Genomic DNA, 19,033 nt, shown 5'->3' with positions numbered 1-19,033 from the left:
AAGGGCCCGCCCCCGCGAGACGATCGCGGGGGCGGGCCCTTCGGCGCGTGGGCTGGGCGCCTCGCGTCAGATGATCTGTGGTTCGAAGTCCCAGTACGGACGGTTGCGGGAGCGGGCCGACACCGTGTGGACGTGCTGGGCGCCCAGCGTCGTGACCAGGTCGCCCAATGCCTCCCGCTCGACCTTCTCGGCACGCTCGCGGTCACGGATGCCGCGCAGGTCCGCGGCGTGTGCGATCCGGGCGGAGAGGGTCAGCGGATGGGTCCGGCCGAGGACCTCGGTGGCCCTGGCGATGATCGCGTCCGTCAGCGCGGCTGCGGATTCCGGGTCGCCCACCAGGTTGCGCAGCGCCGAGGCGTTCACCGCGCAGCCCAGGGTCCAGGGGTGGTGCTCGCCCACGGCTCGCGTCATGTCGGCGAGCGCCTCCTCCAACAGGGCGTGCGCGTGGTCGCGTTCACCCACGTTGCGGAGGATCAGAGCGTGGTTCGCCCGGGTTCCCGCCACGTACGGGTGTTGCTCGCCGAGCATGTCCACATAGCCGTCGACCACCTTCTCGCTTATGGCCCTGGCCTGGTCGATGTCGGCGTGCTCGCGGGCGAAGAAGCTCTGGCTGGCCGCGAACATCATCGTCAGCGGGTCGCTCTCGCCGAGCACCCGCTCGCTCCGTTCGAGAACCCGGGTGAACAGGGTCGCGGCCTTGGCCCGCTCCCCCGATCGGTACTGGCACAGCGCGAGATTGTGTTCGGCGCGCAGGGTCTGCGGGTTGTCGGGTCCCATGACCAGCCGGTGCACCCGGACGCTCTGGTTCTGGAGCGAGAGGGCGTCGTTGTAGCGGCCGAGGAGCCGTAGGTCGGTGGCGTAGTTGATCTCGGAGTAGAGCGTCCAGCCGTGGCGATGGCGCAACACCTGCCGCCTGGCCTCCAGCGTCCGCCGGTTCAGCTCCAGCGATTCCTCGTATCTGCCGAGCAGCCGAAGCGAGATGGCCAGGTTGTTCTGTGCGTTGAGCGTGCGCGCATCCTGGTCGCCCAGCAGTTCGCGGTACGACGTGAGGATCCAGCCGGACATCTCCAGCGCCTCGTCGTACCGGCCGAGGCCCCGCAGGTCGGCGGCGAGGCCGCCGGCGGCGCGGAGGTGTTCCAGGTCCTGTGCGCCGCGCTCGGCGCGGAGGTGGTCGACGGCGGCGCGTTCGATGGCTTCGGTGCCGGCGTAGTCGCCGACGGCGCGCAGCAGGTTCGCGTAGTTGTAGCTGAGGTCCCAGACCCTCGGGTGGTCCTCGCCGAGGAGTTCGCGCCAGGCCTTCATGGCGCGTTCGCCCAGCTTGATGCCGGCCCGGTACTCGCCGGAGAGGTACATGTAGCGCAGGCAGTTGAGCACCAGGGTGTGCACGGCCGGGTCGGTGCTCTTGAGTACGTCGGCCCACTTCAGGTGCGGGGTGATCTCGGCGTAGGCGGGCCACAGCCGGGTGTCGGTGGGGCGGCCGGGGTCGGCGGCGGCGAGGGCCCTGCGGACCACGTCGATGAACTCGTGGCGGTCGCGTTCCGGCATGTCCTTGCGGACGCTCTGGTGAACCATGCGGTGCATGTAGAGCGATTCGCCGGACGAGGCCTCCTCGCCGGCCATCTCGTGGGACTCCAGGCGGACCACGGAGTACTGGCGGAGCTGGCCGATCGCCCTGTTCCACAGCAGCGGGTCGTTCATCAGGCCGGCGAGCTGTTCCGGCAGTTCGCCGGGAGGCATTTCCCTCAGCAGCCGCACGGGGATGGAGCCGGGGGCGAAGAAGCTGCACAGGCGCAGCAGGTCGACGGATTCCGGGACGGTTTCCTTGAGCTTGTTCAGCAGTATCGACCATGCGGTCTGGAAGGCGAGCGGGAAGTCGGCGGAGACCTTGACGACGTCCTGGTCGATGCCGCCTTCGAGGAGTTCGATGTACTCCTCGACGGACATGTCGGAGTCGTTGAGCCAGCCCGCCGTCTGGTCGAGGAGGAGCGGGAGGTCTTCGAGGGCCTCGGCCAGCTGGTCGGCGTCGTCCGGGGTCAGGCGCGGTGCCCGGCGGCGGATGAAGGCGACGGACTCGTCGCGTTCGTAGACCGGGACCTCGACGAGGTTGCTGTTGTGCTCGCTCCACTCCGGGTTGCGGGAGGTGATCAGCACATGGCCGGGGCCGGTCGGTACCAGGTCCCAGATGTGTTCGGGCTCGTCCGCGCCGTCCAGGACCAGGAGCCAGTGGGAGTGCGGTTCGCCGCGGCGCAGCGCGTCCCGGACGGCCCGCAGCCGCTCGCCGTACTCGGCGCCCGTGGACAGGCCCAGTTCGGGGGCGAGTTCGGCGAGCTTCTGGCGGTAGAGGGCGCGGCGGTCGGCGGGCACCCACCACACGACGTCGTACTCGGAGCCGAACCGGTAGACGTACTCCGCCGCCAGCTGGGTCTTGCCCACCCCGGACATGCCGTGCAGGGCCACGACCCCGGCGCCGGGTCCGGCGTCCTGGAGGGCCTGGTACGCCTTGCTGAGCAGCTCCTCGCGGCCGGTGAACCGGGTGTTGCGGCGCGGCACCCCGCCCCACACCTCGGGGGTGTCGGCCGGATAGCGGGGCCCCTGCCTGGCCTCGACGGCCTCGGGCAGCGGGTCGGTGGGCAGGCCCAGGCGCACCAGGAGCCGTCGCTCGCCCTCGTCGGCGCCGACGTTGGTCAGGTCGGCCGCGCCGAGGGCCGCGGTGGCGCCGGGCAGCGCGGACGTGGTGACGCAGACGGCGGTGAAGCGGTCGGGGTCGGGGGCGACGACCTCGCGCAGTGCCCTGTTCCACTCGTCGTGGCTGCGGGGGCCGAGCTGGAAGTACCAGTCGCTGAGGATCACCAGGACGCGGCCCCGGGAGAGCGTCAGATCCCGCAGGGACTCCTCCAGCGGAACCTCCACCGGGGGGTCCCAGCGCTGCTGGACGACCGTCACCCCGCGCCGCTCCAGACGGTCCCCGATCCACGTCGCCCAGGCCCGGTTGAAACCGGCGAAACTGATGGTGACGGTTTGCGCCCCGGTTGCTCCAACTTGCCTACGCGTTCCGGGCATTCAAACGTCTCCCTGCCTCGATTCGAGCCTTGTCAACATACACCGGAGCATGGTCGTTCCGGCGGACAGTCCCGGGGTCTCTCACGGCCTGTGCGGACCGTTCCTCTGCTGCCATATCACCTTGGCGGTGGCCACGTACGCCTCCGCGCGCGCGAGGTGCCCCGTAGGAGGCGGGCAATCGTCCAGACGGTGGTAGAGCGTGATCATCTCGTTGACCAGTACCCGGCCTTCGCGGGTCAGCGCCGCCGATCCGGCCAGTACGGGCAGGACCGCTCCGACCTGTTCGCGGCAGCGGGCGTGCTCGGCCCAGGCCAGGTCGCGGTGGGTGACGCGCCGGGCGGAGAGCGCGAACCGCTGCCAGTAGTCGGCGAGCGCGATGTGCGAGTAGGCGCCCTGGAGGAGGCCGTCGAAGGGGCGGGGGTCGGAACGCCACGGTGCGAAGTGACGTGGCTCCGGGTCCTCGTGGTGCAGCGGTACGAGGGCGCCGAGCGCGGCCAGTTTGGTGTGCTGGAGTTCGTGGACGAGGGTGGAGGCGAAGTAGGCGGGGGTGGCCGGTTTGCTGCTGAGGACGGCGCCGAAGGCCTCGCGCCTGGTGCCGCTGCAGTGTGCCGCGCTCTCGCCCATGGGTCCGGAGCCGGGCGGCGGGCCGAGCGGCACCAGGCAGCGCAGCAGGACCGCCGCTTCGGTGAGGCGGTGTTCGCCGCCGACGCGGAGCAGGGGCGCCGCTCCGGTCCAGGACTCGGCCCACGCCTTGCGTTCGTGGTCGTCGATGTGGGTGGCGGCGCTCAGTCCGTGCGGCTGGAGTCCGCTGCCGTCGGTGCGGTACGGGTCGACGTCGTCCAGGGGTACGGGGCCGATGCCGGACTGCACGGCGGGCAGGGCGAGCACCGGCAGCCAGCGCGGGTCGGCCGATCCGGTCGTGCCGTCCGGCTGCGTGTGTGCCGACAGGGGTTCACCCACTTCCTGACGTATCGACAGGTCGCCGTCGGAGAAGGTGATGTCGACGGCCTCGGAGGCCGTGCGCAGCGCGCCCAGGGTGGGCAGGGACAGGAGACCGTCGTGTGCGGCGAGTCGGGTGGTGAACGGGATTCCGACACGGATCGCGGCTGCGGCGGCCAGGGCGCCCAGGTGGTCGAGGTCGGCGCGGAGTTCGGGCCCGGGTCCGGGTCCGGCGAGGGGACCGGAGCCGGAGAGGCCACGCAGGCAGCGCTGCGCCCAGGGGCCGGCGAGGGGATGGAGCAGCACGGTGCGTACGGCGGTCCGGTCGGCACGCTCGGCCGTCTCCAGCAGCGCCCAGTCCTGGCGCAGGCGGTCGAGCGACCGGGGCGGGCAGACGGCCGCGGGGGCCGCCTCGGCCGCGTCGAGCAGGGCCCTCAGCAGGAGGAGCCGACGGGTGTCCTGATCGCGCACGAGGACCTGAAGGGTGTCGGAGTCGCCCTCGGTGCGGCCGAGTTGGCGCAGCATGTGGTCGTGGAGTGGGGGGATCATCGGCGTTCTCCTGCGGTTGCGTCGGACAGCCGGGCGGCCACATGGCGTACCAGCCGTTCGAGGTCTGCGCAGTAGACGGACGGGTTGGCGAAGCCGTTCTCTGCGCGGTAGCGGTGTGCGTAGTGGCCGCCCCCGCAGACGGTCAGCAGCGGGCAGGCGCGGCAGGCTGCGGCGAGTGCGTCGGCGCCTGCCCGGCGGGCGGCGACGCCGGGGTGGCGCAGGGCGTCGTCGAAGGTGTGGCGGAAGACGTCGAGCCCGGTGGCGGCGGCCGTGTCGTAGGCGGACTTGAGGGAGTCGACCTGTTCGATCGCCCCGTCCGTCTCGATCACGATCGCGTCGACCGGGTCGAGGCCGAGGGATTCGGTGGCGCCGGGCAGCCCCAGCAGCAGGGCGATGCACTCCTCGAAGAGCCGGACCCGGGTCTCCCGCCGTCCGGTGCGCCACCAGCGGTCGAAGACGGTGGTGAGCCAGTCGCCGTACGGGGTCGGGCGGCCGGGTCCGGTGAACGGCAGGCCCGGTGGAGGGGTCGTCCAGTTGCCGTGCGGCAGCAGCAGGTCCAGGGCCGGGGGGTGCAGTTCGAGCAGCGACTCGTACATCTCGATCGGGTCGGTGTCCGGGTCGACGACGGTGAGGATGCCCGCGTACGCGTCGGGGTGCCGGTCGGCGAGGAGGCGGGCGCCGCGCGAGGCGGCGGGCCAGGAGGGGCGTCCGGCGTGGTCGGTGCGCCGGCTGTTGTGGGCGGGCCGGCCGCCGTCGAGGCTGATGCCGATGCGTATGCCGTGCCGGGCGAGGGTGGTGACGCGGGCCTCGGTGAGGAGGGTGGCGTTGGTCTGGACGGTGGTGTGGACGGTGCAGTCGCCGGGCGTCAGGCCGCGTACCCGGTCGGCGAAGGCGGCCAGCCGGTCGGCGCCCGCGAGGAGGGGTTCGCCGCCGTGCAGGACCAGCGCCACGTCCCGCAGTCCGTGGGTCGCCGCGTGTTCGGCGATGCGGTGCGCGGTGCGGTCGAGGACGGCGGGTGCGGCGGCGGCCGGACGGTCGCGCCAGGTGTGGTCGGGTCCCTCGTAGAGGTAGCAGTAGCGGCAGGCGAGATTGCACCGGCCGTGCACCTTGACGATGAACTGCCCGAAGGGGAACGGAGGTCGGCCGCCCTCGGTACGCGGGCGCGGTTTCGGCGTCGCCTGTCGAGACACTCCCGCACCCCCGCGCCGTTCACATCCGCCGGTACGGCCCCCGTCGCCGCCCCGAGGCGAGTATCCCTGGCGTGCCACAGGGGCAAACCCGTCCCTCACCACGATGTCCTGTTCAACCGGACCCCGGACCGAAATCGTGCGGCCTCAGAAGGCGTTGGTGAAACCCCACAGCATCTCCCGCGGCTGTTCGGCCCGCCCGCGCAGATCCGCGACCACCTCGGCGAGCACCGGATGGTCCAGCGTCCGCAGCGACTCCAGATCGAGCCCCAGCAGATCGGGCAGTGCGCCCGGCCCGCCGGACGCGCTGTTGTCGGGTATGCCCTGGTGTGCCGTCTCGCTCATCGTTCCTCCCCGTAACACCGCATCGTGCTCGCGGTGGTGTGCTCGCCCTTGAGCGCACCCCGTCGAGCCCGCGTCCCTGACCCGTGCACCGGTGCGGATCCCGCCCGCACCGGCCGCCCCTGTACGGATGCCCCGCACGAGGGGGCCTACGCCTCGTGAAGCGTGCCGTCCGCCGGTGCCGGTCGCGCGCCGGTCGTACGACCGCGGCACACCCGCGCACCGGCGGCACCGTTCCGCCGGAGGCTCCTTCGAGCGGCTCAGCGTTCCAGTTCCGCCAGCCGCTCGGCGGTCGCCTCGCCCGCCGAGCCGCCGCCGTCCGGCAGTTTGCGCCATTCCCGGTGGGCCGCCCGGTACGCCTCGCGTGCGGCCCGGGGGCGTCCCGCCCTCTCGTACGTCATACCCCGCCAGTGGTTGGCTGTAGCACTCAGCTCGACGGCCTGTCCGAACTGTTGCGGACCGTCCAGCTCCGCCTCCGCCGTGCCGGCCGCCTCGGCCGCGCCCCGGAACGCCTCGGCCGCCTCGTCCAGCCGGGCCGGACGGTGCAGCACCCGGGAGGCGTCGAGGTGGGACCGGCCCAGCTCAAGCCAGCAGCGCGCCTCGGTCAGCGGGTCGGCCGCCTCCTGGGCGGCGAGGCCGAAGAGATGCTCGGCCTCCCTGAGGTCGACCCGGTCCTCGGTGGCCCGGTGCCGCAGCATCAGTGCCCGGCCCAGCATCAGCAGCCGCTCGGCCTGGCGCGCGCTCCCCGCCGCCGTCTCCGTACGGCAGTCGCGCAGCACCCGGATCGCGGCACCGATGTGCGGGCGCCCGTCCGGCAGCCGGGCCCGGCGCAGCAGGGTGCCGCCCCATTCGGCGAGCAGGTCGGCGTGGGCCCGCGAGTCGCGCGGGACGCCCCGGGCGGCGCGGGCGAACCAGTCTGCGGCTTCCACGAGTTGGTCCGGTTCACCGGTGTGCTCGTACCGCGCGACACCGACCCGGCCCGCCCTGATCTGGAGCCAGGCACGCAGCCGCTGTTCGCGTACGGTCGCCAGGGCCTGCTGGATCAGGGTCGCGGCCTCGTCCGGTTCCTCGCCGGAGCCGAGCAGGGCGTCCACCAGGTCCAGCAGGATGCGCGCCTCGGTGCCCATGGTGTGCCGGCCGCCGCCCTGTTCGAACGCGGTGCGCAGGGAGCGTGCCGCCTGGCCCGCGTACACCCGGGACTGTTCGGTGTCGACGGTGGCCCCGGCCAGCTTCAGCAGGGTCCGTCCGTGTGCCAGGGGCAGGGTGGTGGGCCGGTTCTCCTGGTCGGGCCAGACATCGGCGAACGCCTCCAGCATGCCGCACGCCGCCTGGAGCAGGGCGGTGTCGCCGTCGAGCCGCCACTGGGCCTCCAGGGCCCGGACCCGTTCCAGCGTCAGCCGGAGGGCCTCGGCGGCTTCCAGTCCGGGGGCGGCGCAGGCGGCCGTGTACTCGCGGTCGGCGCGGCGCAGCAGCTCCAGCGCGCCGCGCCGGTCGCCGCGCCGCCGCCGGTCGTCGGCCGCGGCGTGCAACACCTTGGCCAGTACCGCCCGTTCACGCACGGCGGCCGGGTGTGCGGCGGCCCGTTCGGCGGCGTACTCGGCCTCGCGGAGCAGTTCGGCGTCGCCCTGGACCTCCCACAGCCGCAGCACGCAGCGGGAGTACTCCGCCCACAGTCCGGGGTCGGCGCCCGGCCGCTCCTCGCGTTCGGTGGCACCGCGCAGCAGCTGCACGGCGTCGATCAGGTACTGCACCATGCTGTCCGATTCGAACTGCCGCAGGAGGGCGCGGGCGCTCTCCACCGCCGCGTTCGGGGTCCGGACGGGGCCGCGGTGGCCGCGCCGTCCGGTCTGCATCACGAACTGCTCGGGCAGGGGCATGAAACGCTCCAGTACGCGGACCGCGACCTCGGCGAAGGGATGGGGGACGCGCGATCCGCCGCCTGCGTCGCCCTCCCCGTTCTCGCCGCCCTCCTCGATCTCCTCGTCGGGTACGCCGTTCTCCATGGGGTACGTGCCGCGGGCGGCCGACGGGGCCGCGTACCTGCCTTCGCCGAGCTGGGCGAAGGCCAGGGCCGGGAAGTTCGGCCCGCCCTTGCCGAACCGCTGCTCGATGTACTGCGAACAGTGCTTGAGCACGAGCAGCGCCTCGTCACGGCCCAGCGGCCCGAGCAGCGCCTCCCGGACGCCGGGCACGAATTCGTACCACTGGCCGTCGTACGCGCCGCCGCCCTCGCTCCTGCTCCGTGACAGCAGACCGCTCAGCAGCACCTCGGCGAGTTCGGAAGGGCCCGAGTGGGGCAGCATCGTGCGCTGCACCAGCTGCATCACCGGCAGGTGCAGCGGGGCCGCCGCGAGGTAGACGGCCAGCTGCCCGGCGGTCGGTGAGGCCGCCGCACGGAAGCGGCTGACCAGCTGGAGCGAGGAGAGTCCGCCGCCCGGCCGCTGCGCGGCCGCCGCCGGATGATCGGCCCGCACCCAGCCGACCGCGCCGGAGATCTGTCCCGAGCCGGTGCCGGAGAGCAGTCTCGCCCAGGCCGCCAGCGCCCCTTCGACCGGCGGGAGCACGGGTACGGCGAGGGCCCCCGGGTGCACGGCGGGACCCGTGCCCGGCTGCTCCACGACCTTGAGCACGGCGGCTCCGCCGGGTCCGTCGCCCCGGGACAGCGAGCCGTAGGTGACCGGCAGTCCGGTCCGGTTCCACATCCGCTGCGGCAGCGGCTGCAGCACGGCGGCCGGGGCCTGTGCGGCCAGCTGGTGCAGCAGCCGGTGGGCCCGTCCGCTGTGCCAGAGCGGACCGGCGCAGTCGCTGACCAGGACGGTGACGCGGCGGCCGGTCGGGTCGCTGAGCCGGTCCGCGGAGTGCAGGGGCGCCGCGGCCGGGTCGGGGCTGCGGCTCACCGCGGCCGCGCCGTCGGGCCCCTGGTGCAGATAGCGCACCTGGACGTCCCGGAATGCGCCCAACTGGCTGAATATCTGCTGGAGTTCGCCGAACATGCGGTCCCACACCAGCATCGAGGAGGAGGCGTCCATGACGCACTGCAGGACCGCCTCGCGCCGGGACACACCGCGGAACGCCGGCAGGATCAACCCGCCCGCCCTGGCGCTGAGTTCGGCGGTCGCCGTCTCGTCGAGGGTGCTGCGCAGCGGCGGCGAGGCGGGGTGGTAGCGCTGCAACGGTCGCAGCGCCCGCTGGAGTTCGAGGGGTGCGGGGAGTGCCGGGGCGGCGGGCACGCCGAAGGTGAGGGCGGCCGTCCGGCCCTCCCGGGCGGCACCCGGGCCGGCCCCCGACGGGCCGCCGGTACGGGCGTGGCCCGAGGGGCCGTTGCGGGGTACGGGGTAGAGGGTGATCCGGTCCGCGTCCCCGGGGTCCGCGCGCGGCGGGGGTTCCTCGCGCGGCGCGGAACGCGCGGGTCCCACGGCTTCGGGCCCGGGGTCGGCGGGCCGCCCTTCCGCCCGCTCCGGGAGAGGGAGAGGGAGCGGAGCACTCCCCGGCTCCTCGTCGCCCTCCGGCGGTGCGTCCGGGTGGCGGGCCCAGCGGGCCAGCCAGAGCGCGTCGCGGAGCTGCTCGACGTCGGGGTCGAGCCCGGCCTCGCGCAGCCGTGCCACGAACGCGGGGTAGAGCCCCGCGTCGTCGGCGCCACGCGCGTCGGGGGAGCCCTCGGGTCCGGCGCCCGCCATCAGCACATCACCTCGGCCGGTCGAGTCGCTGGATGAGCAGGTCGGCGAGGCGGTCGCGGCCGGCCGGGGCGGCGGCGTCGGTGAGGTAGATCGCGTTCAACAGCTGGTCCGTGGCGAGGAGTTCGCTGCGGGACCGCTCCAGGAAGTGGGCGATGAGATCGTCCCCGGAGCGCGCCGCCTCGTCGCCGAGGTGGGCGCGTACGAAGGTCGCGAGACGCTGGTGGTCGGGGCGTCCGAGCTCCAGATGGATGCAGCGGCGCATCAGGGGCGCCGGGAAGTCCCGTTCGCCATTGCTGGTGAGGACCACGAACGGGAAGGACGTGCACTGCACCCGGCCGCCCCGCACCTTCACCTTGTTGCCGTCGTCGTCGAGGACCTGCGCCTCGCCGTCGGGCAGCCGGTCGGCGATCCGTTCCAGTTCGGGAATGCCGAACTCGCCCTCCTCCAGCACGTTGAGCAGGTCGTTCGGCAGATCGATGTCGCTCTTGTCGAGCTCGTCGATGAGCAGGACCCGGGGCCGGTCCGAGGGAAGGAGCGCGGTGCCGAGCGGCCCGAGCCGGATGTAGCTGCCCACGCCGTCGGCGGCCTCGGCACCGCCCGCGCCGGCTGCCGCGCCGTGTGCGGCGATCTGCACGTCCTGGAGCCGGGCGATGGCGTCGTAGTGGTAAAGGCCGTCCAGCAGCGTCGTCCGGCTCACGATCGGCCAGCGCAGGACCCGCCCCAGCCCCAGCTCATGGGCGACGGAGTGGGCCAGGGTGCTCTTCCCGGCGCCGGGGGTGCCGGTGACCAGCAGCGGGCGCCGCAGATAGAGCGCGGCATTGATCATTTCGAGCTCTTCGGCGCCCGGCCGGTGGAGTTCGGCGATGTGCCGGTGGCCGCCGAGGCGGCGGTCGGCGGAACCGTCCCCGTCCGGCTCGTCGGGGCCCGGGATGCCGCGGCTCGCGAAGTCGCGCCAGGGCGGCGGCGGCGGCAACTGCTCGATGCCTTCGTGCGGTTCGCCGGCCCCTCGGTAGATGAGCCACTCGCTGGGTTCACTCATAACGTGTTCCTCGTCATCACTCGTCCGCCAGGGGCAGCAGTCGAACGTGGTTCACCGTAGCCATCCGGTCCACACCCCGTAAGGGGATTCACGGCGCCTGCAACAACGGTCCGGGCGGCGGCGGTTGCGGATTGCCGTAGATCAGGGCAATGCCGTCCGACCAGAACATGTCGGTACGGCCCTCACGCACCCCTCTTCTCAGCTCATGGATCTTCTGCGGGAGCCGGTCGGCCACGCCGGCCCCGTCGACCGTGTCGACGGCACGGAGGTGGAACTCCGTGCAGGACGCGGCCCGTTCGGTCCTCGGACGCCGCCACAGGACCACGTCGAACCCGCCGTCGAGCACCCGCCCGAACCCCGCGACGCTCTGGGTGTCGGTCCGTCCGCCGTACCGGCAGAGCACCGGGACGGTCTCGTACGCCAGTCCGCGCAGCTCCGCCATCACGGGCACGGGTACCCGCATACCGTCGTCGCAGTCGACGACGGCGGCCCGCATCGGGCCGGTGTGGATGCGCTTCCAGCGCGCTTCGCGCTCCGGGAGGACGTCCTCGGACGGGGCGGAGCGCTCGTCCGAGCAGCGGATGACGACCGGCCGCTGGACTCCGAGCGGCCGGCTGTCCGCGGGCAGCTGCCACTTCTCGACCTCCAGGTCGAGCAGCGCCGGTTCCACCACGACCTGGAGGATCGCGGGGTTGTCGGGTTCGTCGCACATCCGGAACGCCTTCCCGAGGGAGGCGGCGAGCCTGGCCGGCAGTTCGTCGGCCCTGGTGCCCTGGTAGTTCTCCGTCACGGGCAGGTCGTCGGCGGACAGGCGGGCGACGACCCGCCAGTCGTAGTGGTCCGGCTGCCAGGCGCGGGGCTCCAGGTACAGCACGACGGACGACGGGGAGCGCGGCGGCCGGACCGGCGCGTCGGCCGGTGCGGGGGTTCGCAGGTGTTCGGCGCCCCGGTCGTACCGGCCCTGGTACCGGAGCCGGGCCATCTCACGGCGGAACGGCCGCCGGAGCCGGTCCTCGGCGGTCTCCTTCACCCAGTCCCACAGGGCGTCCTCGGCGAGTTTGGTGGACGGCACCACGTACGGGCGTTCGGCGGCGATGGCGCTCATGCAGTAGCGCAGGATCCGCTCCAGCGCCTCGTCGCCCTCGCGCGCGTCGTAGAGGACGCCCAGCCCGTCGCGCCAGCCGCGGGGGGCCGGGACGCCGACGGTCCGGTACCCGTGGCCCAGGCCGCCGAGGATGTCGAGAAGGCTGCGGGTACTGACCGGTGGGGGGAGCTTGGCGAGCCGCCCCAGCAGGTCGACGCGTTGCTGCGGGGTGAGCGCCGGGCCCGCCACGGAGCCCAGGTCCCGCTGGACGTCCGCCCAGGTCTCCTCGTCGTCGACGGGGTTGTTGTGGCGGTCGGCGTGGTAGCGGTCGTGGGCGTGGAACACGGCCTGGTACGGGTCGTCGGACTCGGCCGTCGCCGCCCGCTCCGGCACGGGCAGCGTGCGCAGCCGCTCCACGCCGATCGCCGTACCGCCGTTCGTATCCGTGGCGCGCGACTTGAGCACGCCGACGACCTCGCCCCGGACCAGGTCCACGACGGGTCCGCCGGACATGCCCGCGTACAGCTGGCTCGCCTCGATCAGCACCTGTTCGTCGCCGTCGGCCCAGTCGTCGACGGTGCCCACCACCCGGCACTCCCGGCCGAGCCGCTTGAGCGTGCCCGCGCCGCCGTCCGCCCAGCCCGCGAAGTAGTACGCGCCGCGGTTCATGCCCGTGGAGCGTTCACTGAGGTACACACAGGGGTGTTCGACGGGGCGCAGCAGCTGGATGAGGGCGAGGTCGGGGGCCGGCCAGCCGCCCGTGCCGGGCCGCTCCTCGGGCAGGGCCGCCCTGACCGTGCCCCCGACCCGGACGGCGTCGCCGCCGCGGGCGGTCTTGTACACCACGTTCACCTGACGCCCCCTCCCCTCCATCGCGACATGCGCGCACGTGAGGACCCAGTTCGGGGCGATGAAGAAGCCGCTCCCCAGGAAGTCGCCGTCGGATCCTTCAGGTCCTTCAGGGGCATACCCGGGCTCCGGACGATGGATGCGCACCGTCGCGTCCTTCACGAGGCTCATCAGCGCGGATTCCGCGTCGTTCGGCCCCTGCCACGCGCCCCCGCCCGGCAGGTACGTCACGATCCGCTTCCGTCGTCCGGCCCGGTGCCGCTCGCGTGCGCCGATGCGCCGGTGGGTGCCCCGGCGGAAGGAGCGGAAGGAGCGGGAGAGGCAGAAGGGGCGGGAGAGGCGGAGGGGGCGGCCGGCCGCTGCCCCGGCGCCTGCGCGGGCACCTGTGCCGGTGGCGGTGGGTCGAGGGGTGGCCCGCCGCCGCTCCACGTCAGCGTGACCTTGATGGACCCCTTGGCCTCGCCGTCCGCGAGGAGTCCGACGACCTTGCCGGACTTCGCGGTGAGTTCGATGCCGAATTCGACGCTGACCTCGTCGGGCCGCACGGCCCGCAGCGGCTCGGCGAGCGAACGCGCGACGCTGGTCACGACCCCTTGCAGGCTCTCGACCCGGGCCTGTACCCGATCGGCGATGTTCCCGGCGCCGATGTCCGTGAACGACGGGCCCGAGCCGGGTTGCGCCAGCTCCTCCTCGGCTCCGGAGATCCGCGCCCAGACCTCTGTGCCGTCGGGCATCTCAATGCGCGTAATACGGGCGTCACTGTCACCCATGAAACCCCCCGTTCCCCAACTACCCGCAGGTTAACGGCAGTACGCGCCCGATGCGAGATACATGGACCAGGACGCGGGGGTGGTGCGGGCCGGTTCTCGGCGGGCTCGCGCGGCTGCCGGGAACCGCGGCCCGGGGTCCCGCTCCCGGCCTTCGCGGGGCTGTCACCAGGCATTAGGCTGGCCGCATGTACTTCACCGACCGCGGTATCGAGGAGCTGGAGAAGCGTCGAGGCGAGGAAGAGGTCACTTTCGAGTGGCTCGCCGAGCAGCTCCGTACGTTCGTCGACCTCAATCCCGACTTCGAGGTGCCGGTCGAGCGCCTCGCGACCTGGCTGGCCCGGCTCGACGACGAGGACGAGGACGAGTAGCCACCTGGTTGGTCAGCCGCGCCCGTCCCCGGCGTCCTCGGCGTCCCTGATCCGGTCGTAGGCGAGCCCGAGCGCCCCGTGCGCCAGCAGCAGCGCCCCCGCGAGCACCCATCCGCCGCCGCGGCGGCGGAGCCCCCAGAGAGTCAGCGGCAGTCCGGCCGCGAGCTGGGCACCGGCCAGCACCCGGGCCCTGGGACCGCGCATCCAGGGACCGAGGCGGCTGCTCTCCACCGCGTCGAGTCCGGCCCGTACCCCCTCGCGCCACCCGGTCCGGACGAGCGGTTCCGCTTCGGGCCGGTCGTCGGCCGCCGCGTACAGCCGGTCGCCGGGGGTGTCCGGGTCCAGGCCGGGCGGAAGGGCCAGCCCGATCCGGGTCAGGACGGCGAGCAGCCCGCGCAGCCGGATGCGCGCGTCGGCGTCCGGGTCCGTGCGGGTCAGCCCTTCGAGCGACTGGACGTCCAGCACGGGATCGAGGCCGAGGCGCTCGGCGAACGTACGCATGGCCTCGTCCTCGCCGGCCGGGGTGCCGTCGGCGAGCCAGACGTAGCCGACCGGACGGCGGAATCCGGACGCGAGCGTGTAGCCCGCCCGGTCGCCGTCCCACCACAGGGCGAGCACGGGCCACGTCGAGCCGACCGCGAGCGCGGTGACCCAGCCGGCCACGACCCGGTCGACCGGTTCCACGTCCGTATCACCGGCACCGGCACCGCCCTGCCAGGGCTTTCCCTCGGGTACGAGGACGGACCAGCCGTCTCCGGCGGGAGCGAGCAGCATCCGCTCGCGCAGCAGATGGGCCACCGGCCGTACGGTCTCCGGTTCGGCACGGCACAGCAGCAGCGCCCCCGCGGGGGATGTCGCGTTCATGTTCCACACGCTAGGGCAATTTGCCCACATTTGGAGCCCTTTGGTCCATCGACGACCGCGTGACGCGCCTTGACTTCCCCGATCCGCGATATATCGTGTTGAGCAAGAGACGCGATATGTTGCGTCATTCCGTGCTCCCCGGAGGTCAGATCCATGCCTGTGTCGACATGGGCCATCGCCGAGCCCCAGAAGCTGACCTTCGACGACCCCGTGACGTCACTCAGCGTGCGCATCGTCGGAGGCGCCGTCAATGTCGTCGGCACCGAGGAGCCGACCGCCCGGCTGGAGATCTCCGGGATCGAGGGACCGCCGCTGATCGTGACCCAGGAGGACGGCACGCTCACGGTCGCGTACGAGGACCTGCCCTGGCAGAACTTCCTCAAGTGGTTCGACCGCAAGGGCTGGCACCGCAGCGCGGTCGTCTCGCTCGCCGTCCCGGCCGGGTCGGCGGTGGAGGTCGGCGTCGTCGGCGCGGGCGCCGTCGTGTCCGGAATCCGCGGGCGTACGGACGTCCGCGGCGTCACCGGCGACACCACGCTGGTCGGGCTCGCGGGGCCGGTCCTGGCCGAGACGGTCTCCGGCAGCGTGGAGGCCCAGTCGGTCACCGGCGAGCTCCGCTTCCATTCGGTCTCGGGCGATCTGACGGTCGTCGAGGGCGCCGGGGCCTCGGTACGGGCGGAATCGGTCAGCGGCAACATGGTGCTCGACCTGGACCCGACCGGGAAGCCCACGGACATCCGGCTGACCACGGTCTCCGGCGAGGTCGCCATCCGGCTGCCGCACCCGGCGGACGCGACGGTCGAGGCCAACACCGCGAGCGGCTCCGTCTCCAACGGGTTCGAGGACCTGCGGGTCAGCGGCCAGTGGGGGGCGAAGAAGATCACCGGCACACTCGGCGCCGGGACCGGGCAGCTGCGGGCGACGACCGTCTCGGGATCGATCGCCCTGCTGCGCCGCCCGCCGGCCGAGGACGGTCCGTACGATGCCGAGCCGACCGGAAAGGTGCTCTGACATGCCCCCCGTATTCGCCCACGGCCGCCTCCGCCTCTACCTGCTGAAACTCCTCGACGAGGCCCCCCGCCACGGCTACGAGGTGATCCGGCTCCTGGAGGAGCGCTTCCAGGGGCTGTACGCCCCCTCGGCGGGCACGGTCTACCCGCGCCTCGCCAAACTGGAGGCCGAGGGCCTGGTCACCCATGCCACCGAGGGCGGCCGCAAGGTCTACTCGATCACCGACGCGGGCCGCGCCGAACTGGCCGGCCGTACGGGCGAACTGGCCGATCTGGAGCTGGAGATCCGGGATTCGGTCTCCGAGCTGGCCGCCGAGATACGGGACGACGTACGCGGCGCGGCCGGGAAGCTGCGCAGCGAGATGCGGGCCGCGGCGGACGAGACCAGGCACACGGGTTCCGGTTCCCGTTCCGGCCGCAAGGGTGACTGGGAGTCCGCCTTCGGCGACCTCGGGGACTTCGGCGACAAGGAGGCGTGGCGCGCCGCGAAGGAGGAGCTGCGCAAGGCCAAGCAGGAGTGGAAGGAGCAGGCCCGCCGGGCGAAGGACGAGTCCCGCCGCGCCCGCGAGGAGGCCCAGCAGGCCCGCCGCCAGGCCAAGGAGGCCCAGGACCGGGCGCGTGAGCAGATGCAGAACGCCGCCCGTCAGGTCCAGGAGCACTTCGCCCGGGGCGACTGGCCCTCGGGCGTACGGGAGGGGCTGGCCGAGATCACCGGCCAGCTGAGCGGCCTCGCCAGGTCGGGCGGCCGGCCCCCGTACGTCAAGCCGGAGCCCGCCGAACCCGACTGGGGCAAGGACACCGCCGGCACCGGGGACCCGGCCCGCGACCTGGACCGCCTGCTCGACCGTTTCCGCGACGACATCCGCGACGCGGCCCGGGACCGGGGTGTCACGGAGGAGCAGCTGAAGGAGGCCCGCCACCATCTGTCGACGGCGGCGGCCCACATCGGGGCGCTGCTGCGGAAGGACGACGGCGGGGAGAGGTGACGGGCGGGGCCGCCAGGGCCGGACGACCCGGGTGGCCCCGGCCCCGGGGCTCAGCCCGCCTTCCTGAGCTGCCCCGCGTCTCCCTCCCCGTCCCCGCCCCCGTACAACGCGCGGTTCACCGTTGCGTACGTCGCACCATGCGCGGCGAGCACGTCGGCGACCACGCCGGGGCAGGCGGTGAGCGCCAGGAGGAGGTGCTCGTCGCCGATGAAACGGTCGTGGCGCCCCACCGCGATCCGCAGCGACTTCGCCAGGGCGTCCTTCGCCCCGCGGGTGAACGGGCGACGCCCCGCGCCACGCCGCCGGGCCCTGTCCAGCGCCCCCTCCCCGTGGGCCTCCTCGACGCGGGCGACGATCTCGGTCACATCGATGCCGAGGCCGGCCAGCGCGTCCGTATCGGCCCGGGTCAGCCCGCCGTGGCGGCGGGCCGTGACCAGATCGGCCGCCACGTCCGCACGGCGGTCGGCGAGGCCCAGCGAGGCGGCGGCGAAGGCGGCCCGGCCCTGCTGACGGTCCAGCAGCGCGAGCAGCAGATGCTCCTCGGTGACCGATGCGGCATCGGTCCGTTCGGCATGGGTCACGGCGCCGGTCACGACTTCCCGGGCGCTCCTGGTGAAACGTTCGAACATCAATGCCTCCCGTACTTCTTGTGCACGGCCTGCCGGCTGACGCCCAGTTCGGCCGCGATCTCCTGCCACGACCAGCCCTGCACGCGGGCACTCCTGACCTGTACGGCTTCGAGCTGCTCCAGCAGCCGGCGCAGCGCGGCGACCGCCCGCAGCCCCACCCGGGGGTCGCGGTCACCGGCGCGCGCGGCGAGATCCGTCGCTTCAGTCATGATGTCAACCTACGTTGACACGCCATCGCTGTCAACCATGATTGACAGCCATGCCGTACGAACCGCTCAGCCGCGCGCCTTCCCGGTCACCGTCACCGTGACGCGCGCCCCCTCGCGGGCGTGGACGCGTACCTCTCCCCCGTGCCTGCGGACCTCGGCACGGCCGTCCACCGAGACCCGCCACCGCCCGGCCGTCGGCGGCAGGGAGATCTCCGTGGTGCCGCGGCGGCCCGCCGTATAAGTGAGCCGGTACACACGGGCGTTGTCGTCGTACGTGTCGGAGTGGACGGCCCCTGCGACGGCGGGGGCGTACGGGGTGGCGGTCCGCTCCTTGTTGGCGGCGAATTCCCCGTTCTCGTCCAAGGCGCAGTAGCCGCCGCCGTAGCACCACACCCAGCCGGCCCAGCCCGAGGTGTAGCGGTTCAGGGAGGCCATCGCATCCTGGTAGAAACGCCCCATCTGGGGGAGCGTGTTGTTCAACGGGCCCCACTCGCCGACGACGACCGGAATGTGCCGCTGCTCCGGGTAGGTGGTGACGGCGGCCTCGTACGACTCGATCCAGCCCGCCGACGGGTCGTAGTCGGCGCCCGCCTCCATCGCCGTGTTGTAGAAATGCGGTGCGTAGACGATCCGGTGGTCCTTGATCACGCCCAGCCCGGTGGGGACACCCTCGCCGACGGCGGGGGTGGGTTCGACGAAGAGCCAGGTGGAGCGGTCCACCGAACGAATGGCGCGGGCCAGCCTGTTGTACATCGGGGTGAGCTGGCGGGCCTCGATGCGCCGGGCGGCCGTCGGCAGGTCCTCACCCTCCTGGAGCTCCCCCATCGGCTCGTTGATCAGGTCGTAGCCGATGACGGCGGGGTGATGCGCGTAGCGGTCGGCGACGACCTTCCACATCTGCGCCTGGGCGCGCTGGAGATCGGGGTCCTCGTAGAGATGGGTGAAGGCACGCTGCACGGCGGGCTCGAAGTACTCGGCGAACCAGTCGTCGGGGTGCGGGGTGAAGGGCAGACCATCGGTACGGGTCGCCCAGGCCGGGATGCCCCGACTGCCGAAAGCCGGGCCGAAGACGTCCTGGTGGGCATCGAGCACCACCCGGATGCCGTACTTCCGCGCCCAGCCCAGGACCCGGTCGATACGGCGCAGATACGCGGTGCTGTACTGGCCCCGGCGCGGCTCCAGGTCGTCCCAGAAGATGAGGAGCCGGGCGAAGTCGAAGCCCTTGGCATGCAGATCGCGGAATTGTTTCTCGGTGATGGCGGTCAGCGCCTGGTCACCGCTGTTCGCCTTGTCCGCGAAACTCCATCCGCGCAGGGTGAGGGTGCGGCCCTCGTCGTCGGTGAGACGGGGGATGCCGGGCCGATCCAGTGGTGCGGGACGTGCGTCGGCGGCGGGGGCGAGGGCCCCCGCCGCGAGCACGAACGAAGTGACGATCGAGGTGAGTACGCTGCCTGAGCCCATCCGCATTCGC

The 19,033-nt window shown here is 72.9% G+C and carries 15 protein-coding genes; 3 read left to right on the top strand and 12 right to left on the bottom strand.

The window, feature by feature from the left end:
* Nucleotides 1-66 precede the first annotated feature (66 nt).
* From fxsT to ACFV8T_RS21005, 8 genes are all read right to left on the bottom strand, one after another.
* A complete protein-coding gene (fxsT, locus tag ACFV8T_RS21040; protein WP_385329453.1) occupies nucleotides 67-3,060 on the bottom strand; it encodes an FxSxx-COOH system tetratricopeptide repeat protein in 2,994 nt (997 codons plus the stop codon).
* An 81-nt stretch (nucleotides 3,061-3,141) separates the two neighbouring features.
* On the bottom strand, nucleotides 3,142-4,548 hold the full coding sequence (locus ACFV8T_RS21035) for an aKG-HExxH-type peptide beta-hydroxylase (protein WP_385329450.1): 1,407 nt from the start codon (nucleotides 4,546-4,548) through the stop codon (nucleotides 3,142-3,144).
* Nucleotides 4,545-5,738, bottom strand: a complete 1,194-nt coding sequence (locus ACFV8T_RS21030) for an FxsB family cyclophane-forming radical SAM/SPASM peptide maturase (RefSeq protein WP_385329447.1) — start codon at nucleotides 5,736-5,738, stop codon at nucleotides 4,545-4,547. Before ACFV8T_RS21030 ends, ACFV8T_RS21035 begins: the two co-directional genes overlap by 4 nt.
* 144 nt (nucleotides 5,739-5,882) lie before the next feature.
* A complete protein-coding gene (gene fxsA / locus ACFV8T_RS21025; RefSeq protein ID WP_385329444.1) occupies nucleotides 5,883-6,080 on the bottom strand; it encodes an FxSxx-COOH cyclophane-containing RiPP peptide in 198 nt (65 codons plus the stop codon).
* 257 nt (nucleotides 6,081-6,337) lie between these two features.
* Nucleotides 6,338-9,754 carry an SAV_2336 N-terminal domain-related protein gene (locus ACFV8T_RS21020; RefSeq protein ID WP_385329441.1) on the bottom strand — a complete coding sequence of 1,139 codons (3,417 nt, stop codon included), beginning with the start codon at nucleotides 9,752-9,754 and terminating at the stop codon, nucleotides 6,338-6,340.
* A 7-nt stretch (nucleotides 9,755-9,761) separates the two neighbouring features.
* Nucleotides 9,762-10,793, bottom strand: coding sequence for an AAA family ATPase (locus tag ACFV8T_RS21015; protein WP_385329438.1), 1,032 nt, complete (start codon nucleotides 10,791-10,793; stop codon nucleotides 9,762-9,764).
* An 88-nt stretch (nucleotides 10,794-10,881) separates the two neighbouring features.
* Nucleotides 10,882-12,957, bottom strand: coding sequence for a trypsin-like peptidase domain-containing protein (locus ACFV8T_RS21010; RefSeq protein ID WP_385329436.1), 2,076 nt, complete (start codon nucleotides 12,955-12,957; stop codon nucleotides 10,882-10,884).
* The gene (locus ACFV8T_RS21005) at nucleotides 12,954-13,496 is read right to left on the bottom strand and encodes a CU044_2847 family protein (protein WP_385329433.1); all 543 of its coding nucleotides are present in this window, start codon (nucleotides 13,494-13,496) and stop codon (nucleotides 12,954-12,956) included. Before ACFV8T_RS21005 ends, ACFV8T_RS21010 begins: the two co-directional genes overlap by 4 nt.
* A 185-nt stretch (nucleotides 13,497-13,681) precedes the next feature.
* Here ACFV8T_RS21005 and ACFV8T_RS21000 point away from each other — a divergent pair, with 185 nt between their 5' ends.
* Nucleotides 13,682-13,864 carry a DUF6104 family protein gene (locus ACFV8T_RS21000; protein ID WP_003961784.1) on the top strand — a complete coding sequence of 61 codons (183 nt, stop codon included), beginning with the start codon at nucleotides 13,682-13,684 and terminating at the stop codon, nucleotides 13,862-13,864.
* A 12-nt stretch (nucleotides 13,865-13,876) separates the two neighbouring features.
* On the opposite strand, the gene ACFV8T_RS20995 is transcribed toward ACFV8T_RS21000, so the two are convergent.
* Complete coding sequence (locus ACFV8T_RS20995) at nucleotides 13,877-14,728, bottom strand: hypothetical protein (protein ID WP_385329431.1); 852 nt, start codon at nucleotides 14,726-14,728, stop codon at nucleotides 13,877-13,879.
* Between the two features lie 153 nt (nucleotides 14,729-14,881).
* Here ACFV8T_RS20995 and ACFV8T_RS20990 point away from each other — a divergent pair, with 153 nt between their 5' ends.
* Nucleotides 14,882-15,739, top strand: a complete 858-nt coding sequence (locus ACFV8T_RS20990) for a DUF4097 family beta strand repeat-containing protein (protein ID WP_266414412.1) — start codon at nucleotides 14,882-14,884, stop codon at nucleotides 15,737-15,739.
* Between the two features lies 1 nt (nucleotide 15,740).
* Nucleotides 15,741-16,724: a helix-turn-helix transcriptional regulator gene (locus ACFV8T_RS20985; protein WP_385329428.1), complete on the top strand. Its 984-nt coding sequence runs from the start codon at nucleotides 15,741-15,743 to the stop codon at nucleotides 16,722-16,724.
* 50 nt (nucleotides 16,725-16,774) lie between these two features.
* On the opposite strand, the gene ACFV8T_RS20980 is transcribed toward ACFV8T_RS20985, so the two are convergent.
* The 3 genes from ACFV8T_RS20980 to ACFV8T_RS20970 all read right to left on the bottom strand — a co-directional run bounded on the left by ACFV8T_RS20980 (nucleotide 16,775) and on the right by ACFV8T_RS20970 (nucleotide 19,023).
* On the bottom strand, nucleotides 16,775-17,353 hold the full coding sequence (locus ACFV8T_RS20980) for a Clp protease N-terminal domain-containing protein (RefSeq protein WP_385329425.1): 579 nt from the start codon (nucleotides 17,351-17,353) through the stop codon (nucleotides 16,775-16,777).
* Nucleotides 17,353-17,562, bottom strand: a complete 210-nt coding sequence (locus ACFV8T_RS20975; protein WP_014154112.1) for a sigma factor-like helix-turn-helix DNA-binding protein — start codon at nucleotides 17,560-17,562, stop codon at nucleotides 17,353-17,355. The genes ACFV8T_RS20980 and ACFV8T_RS20975 overlap by 1 nt, the downstream gene beginning before the upstream one ends.
* A 66-nt stretch (nucleotides 17,563-17,628) precedes the next feature.
* Nucleotides 17,629-19,023, bottom strand: a complete 1,395-nt coding sequence (locus tag ACFV8T_RS20970) for a cellulase family glycosylhydrolase (RefSeq protein WP_385329423.1) — start codon at nucleotides 19,021-19,023, stop codon at nucleotides 17,629-17,631.
* Between the last annotated feature and the right edge of the window lie 10 nt (nucleotides 19,024-19,033).

The sequence above is a fragment of the Streptomyces sp. NPDC059832 genome (assembly GCF_042731715.1).
Lineage (GTDB): Bacteria > Actinomycetota > Actinomycetes > Streptomycetales > Streptomycetaceae > Streptomyces.
This window is presented reverse-complemented; position numbering and strand designations above follow the sequence as displayed.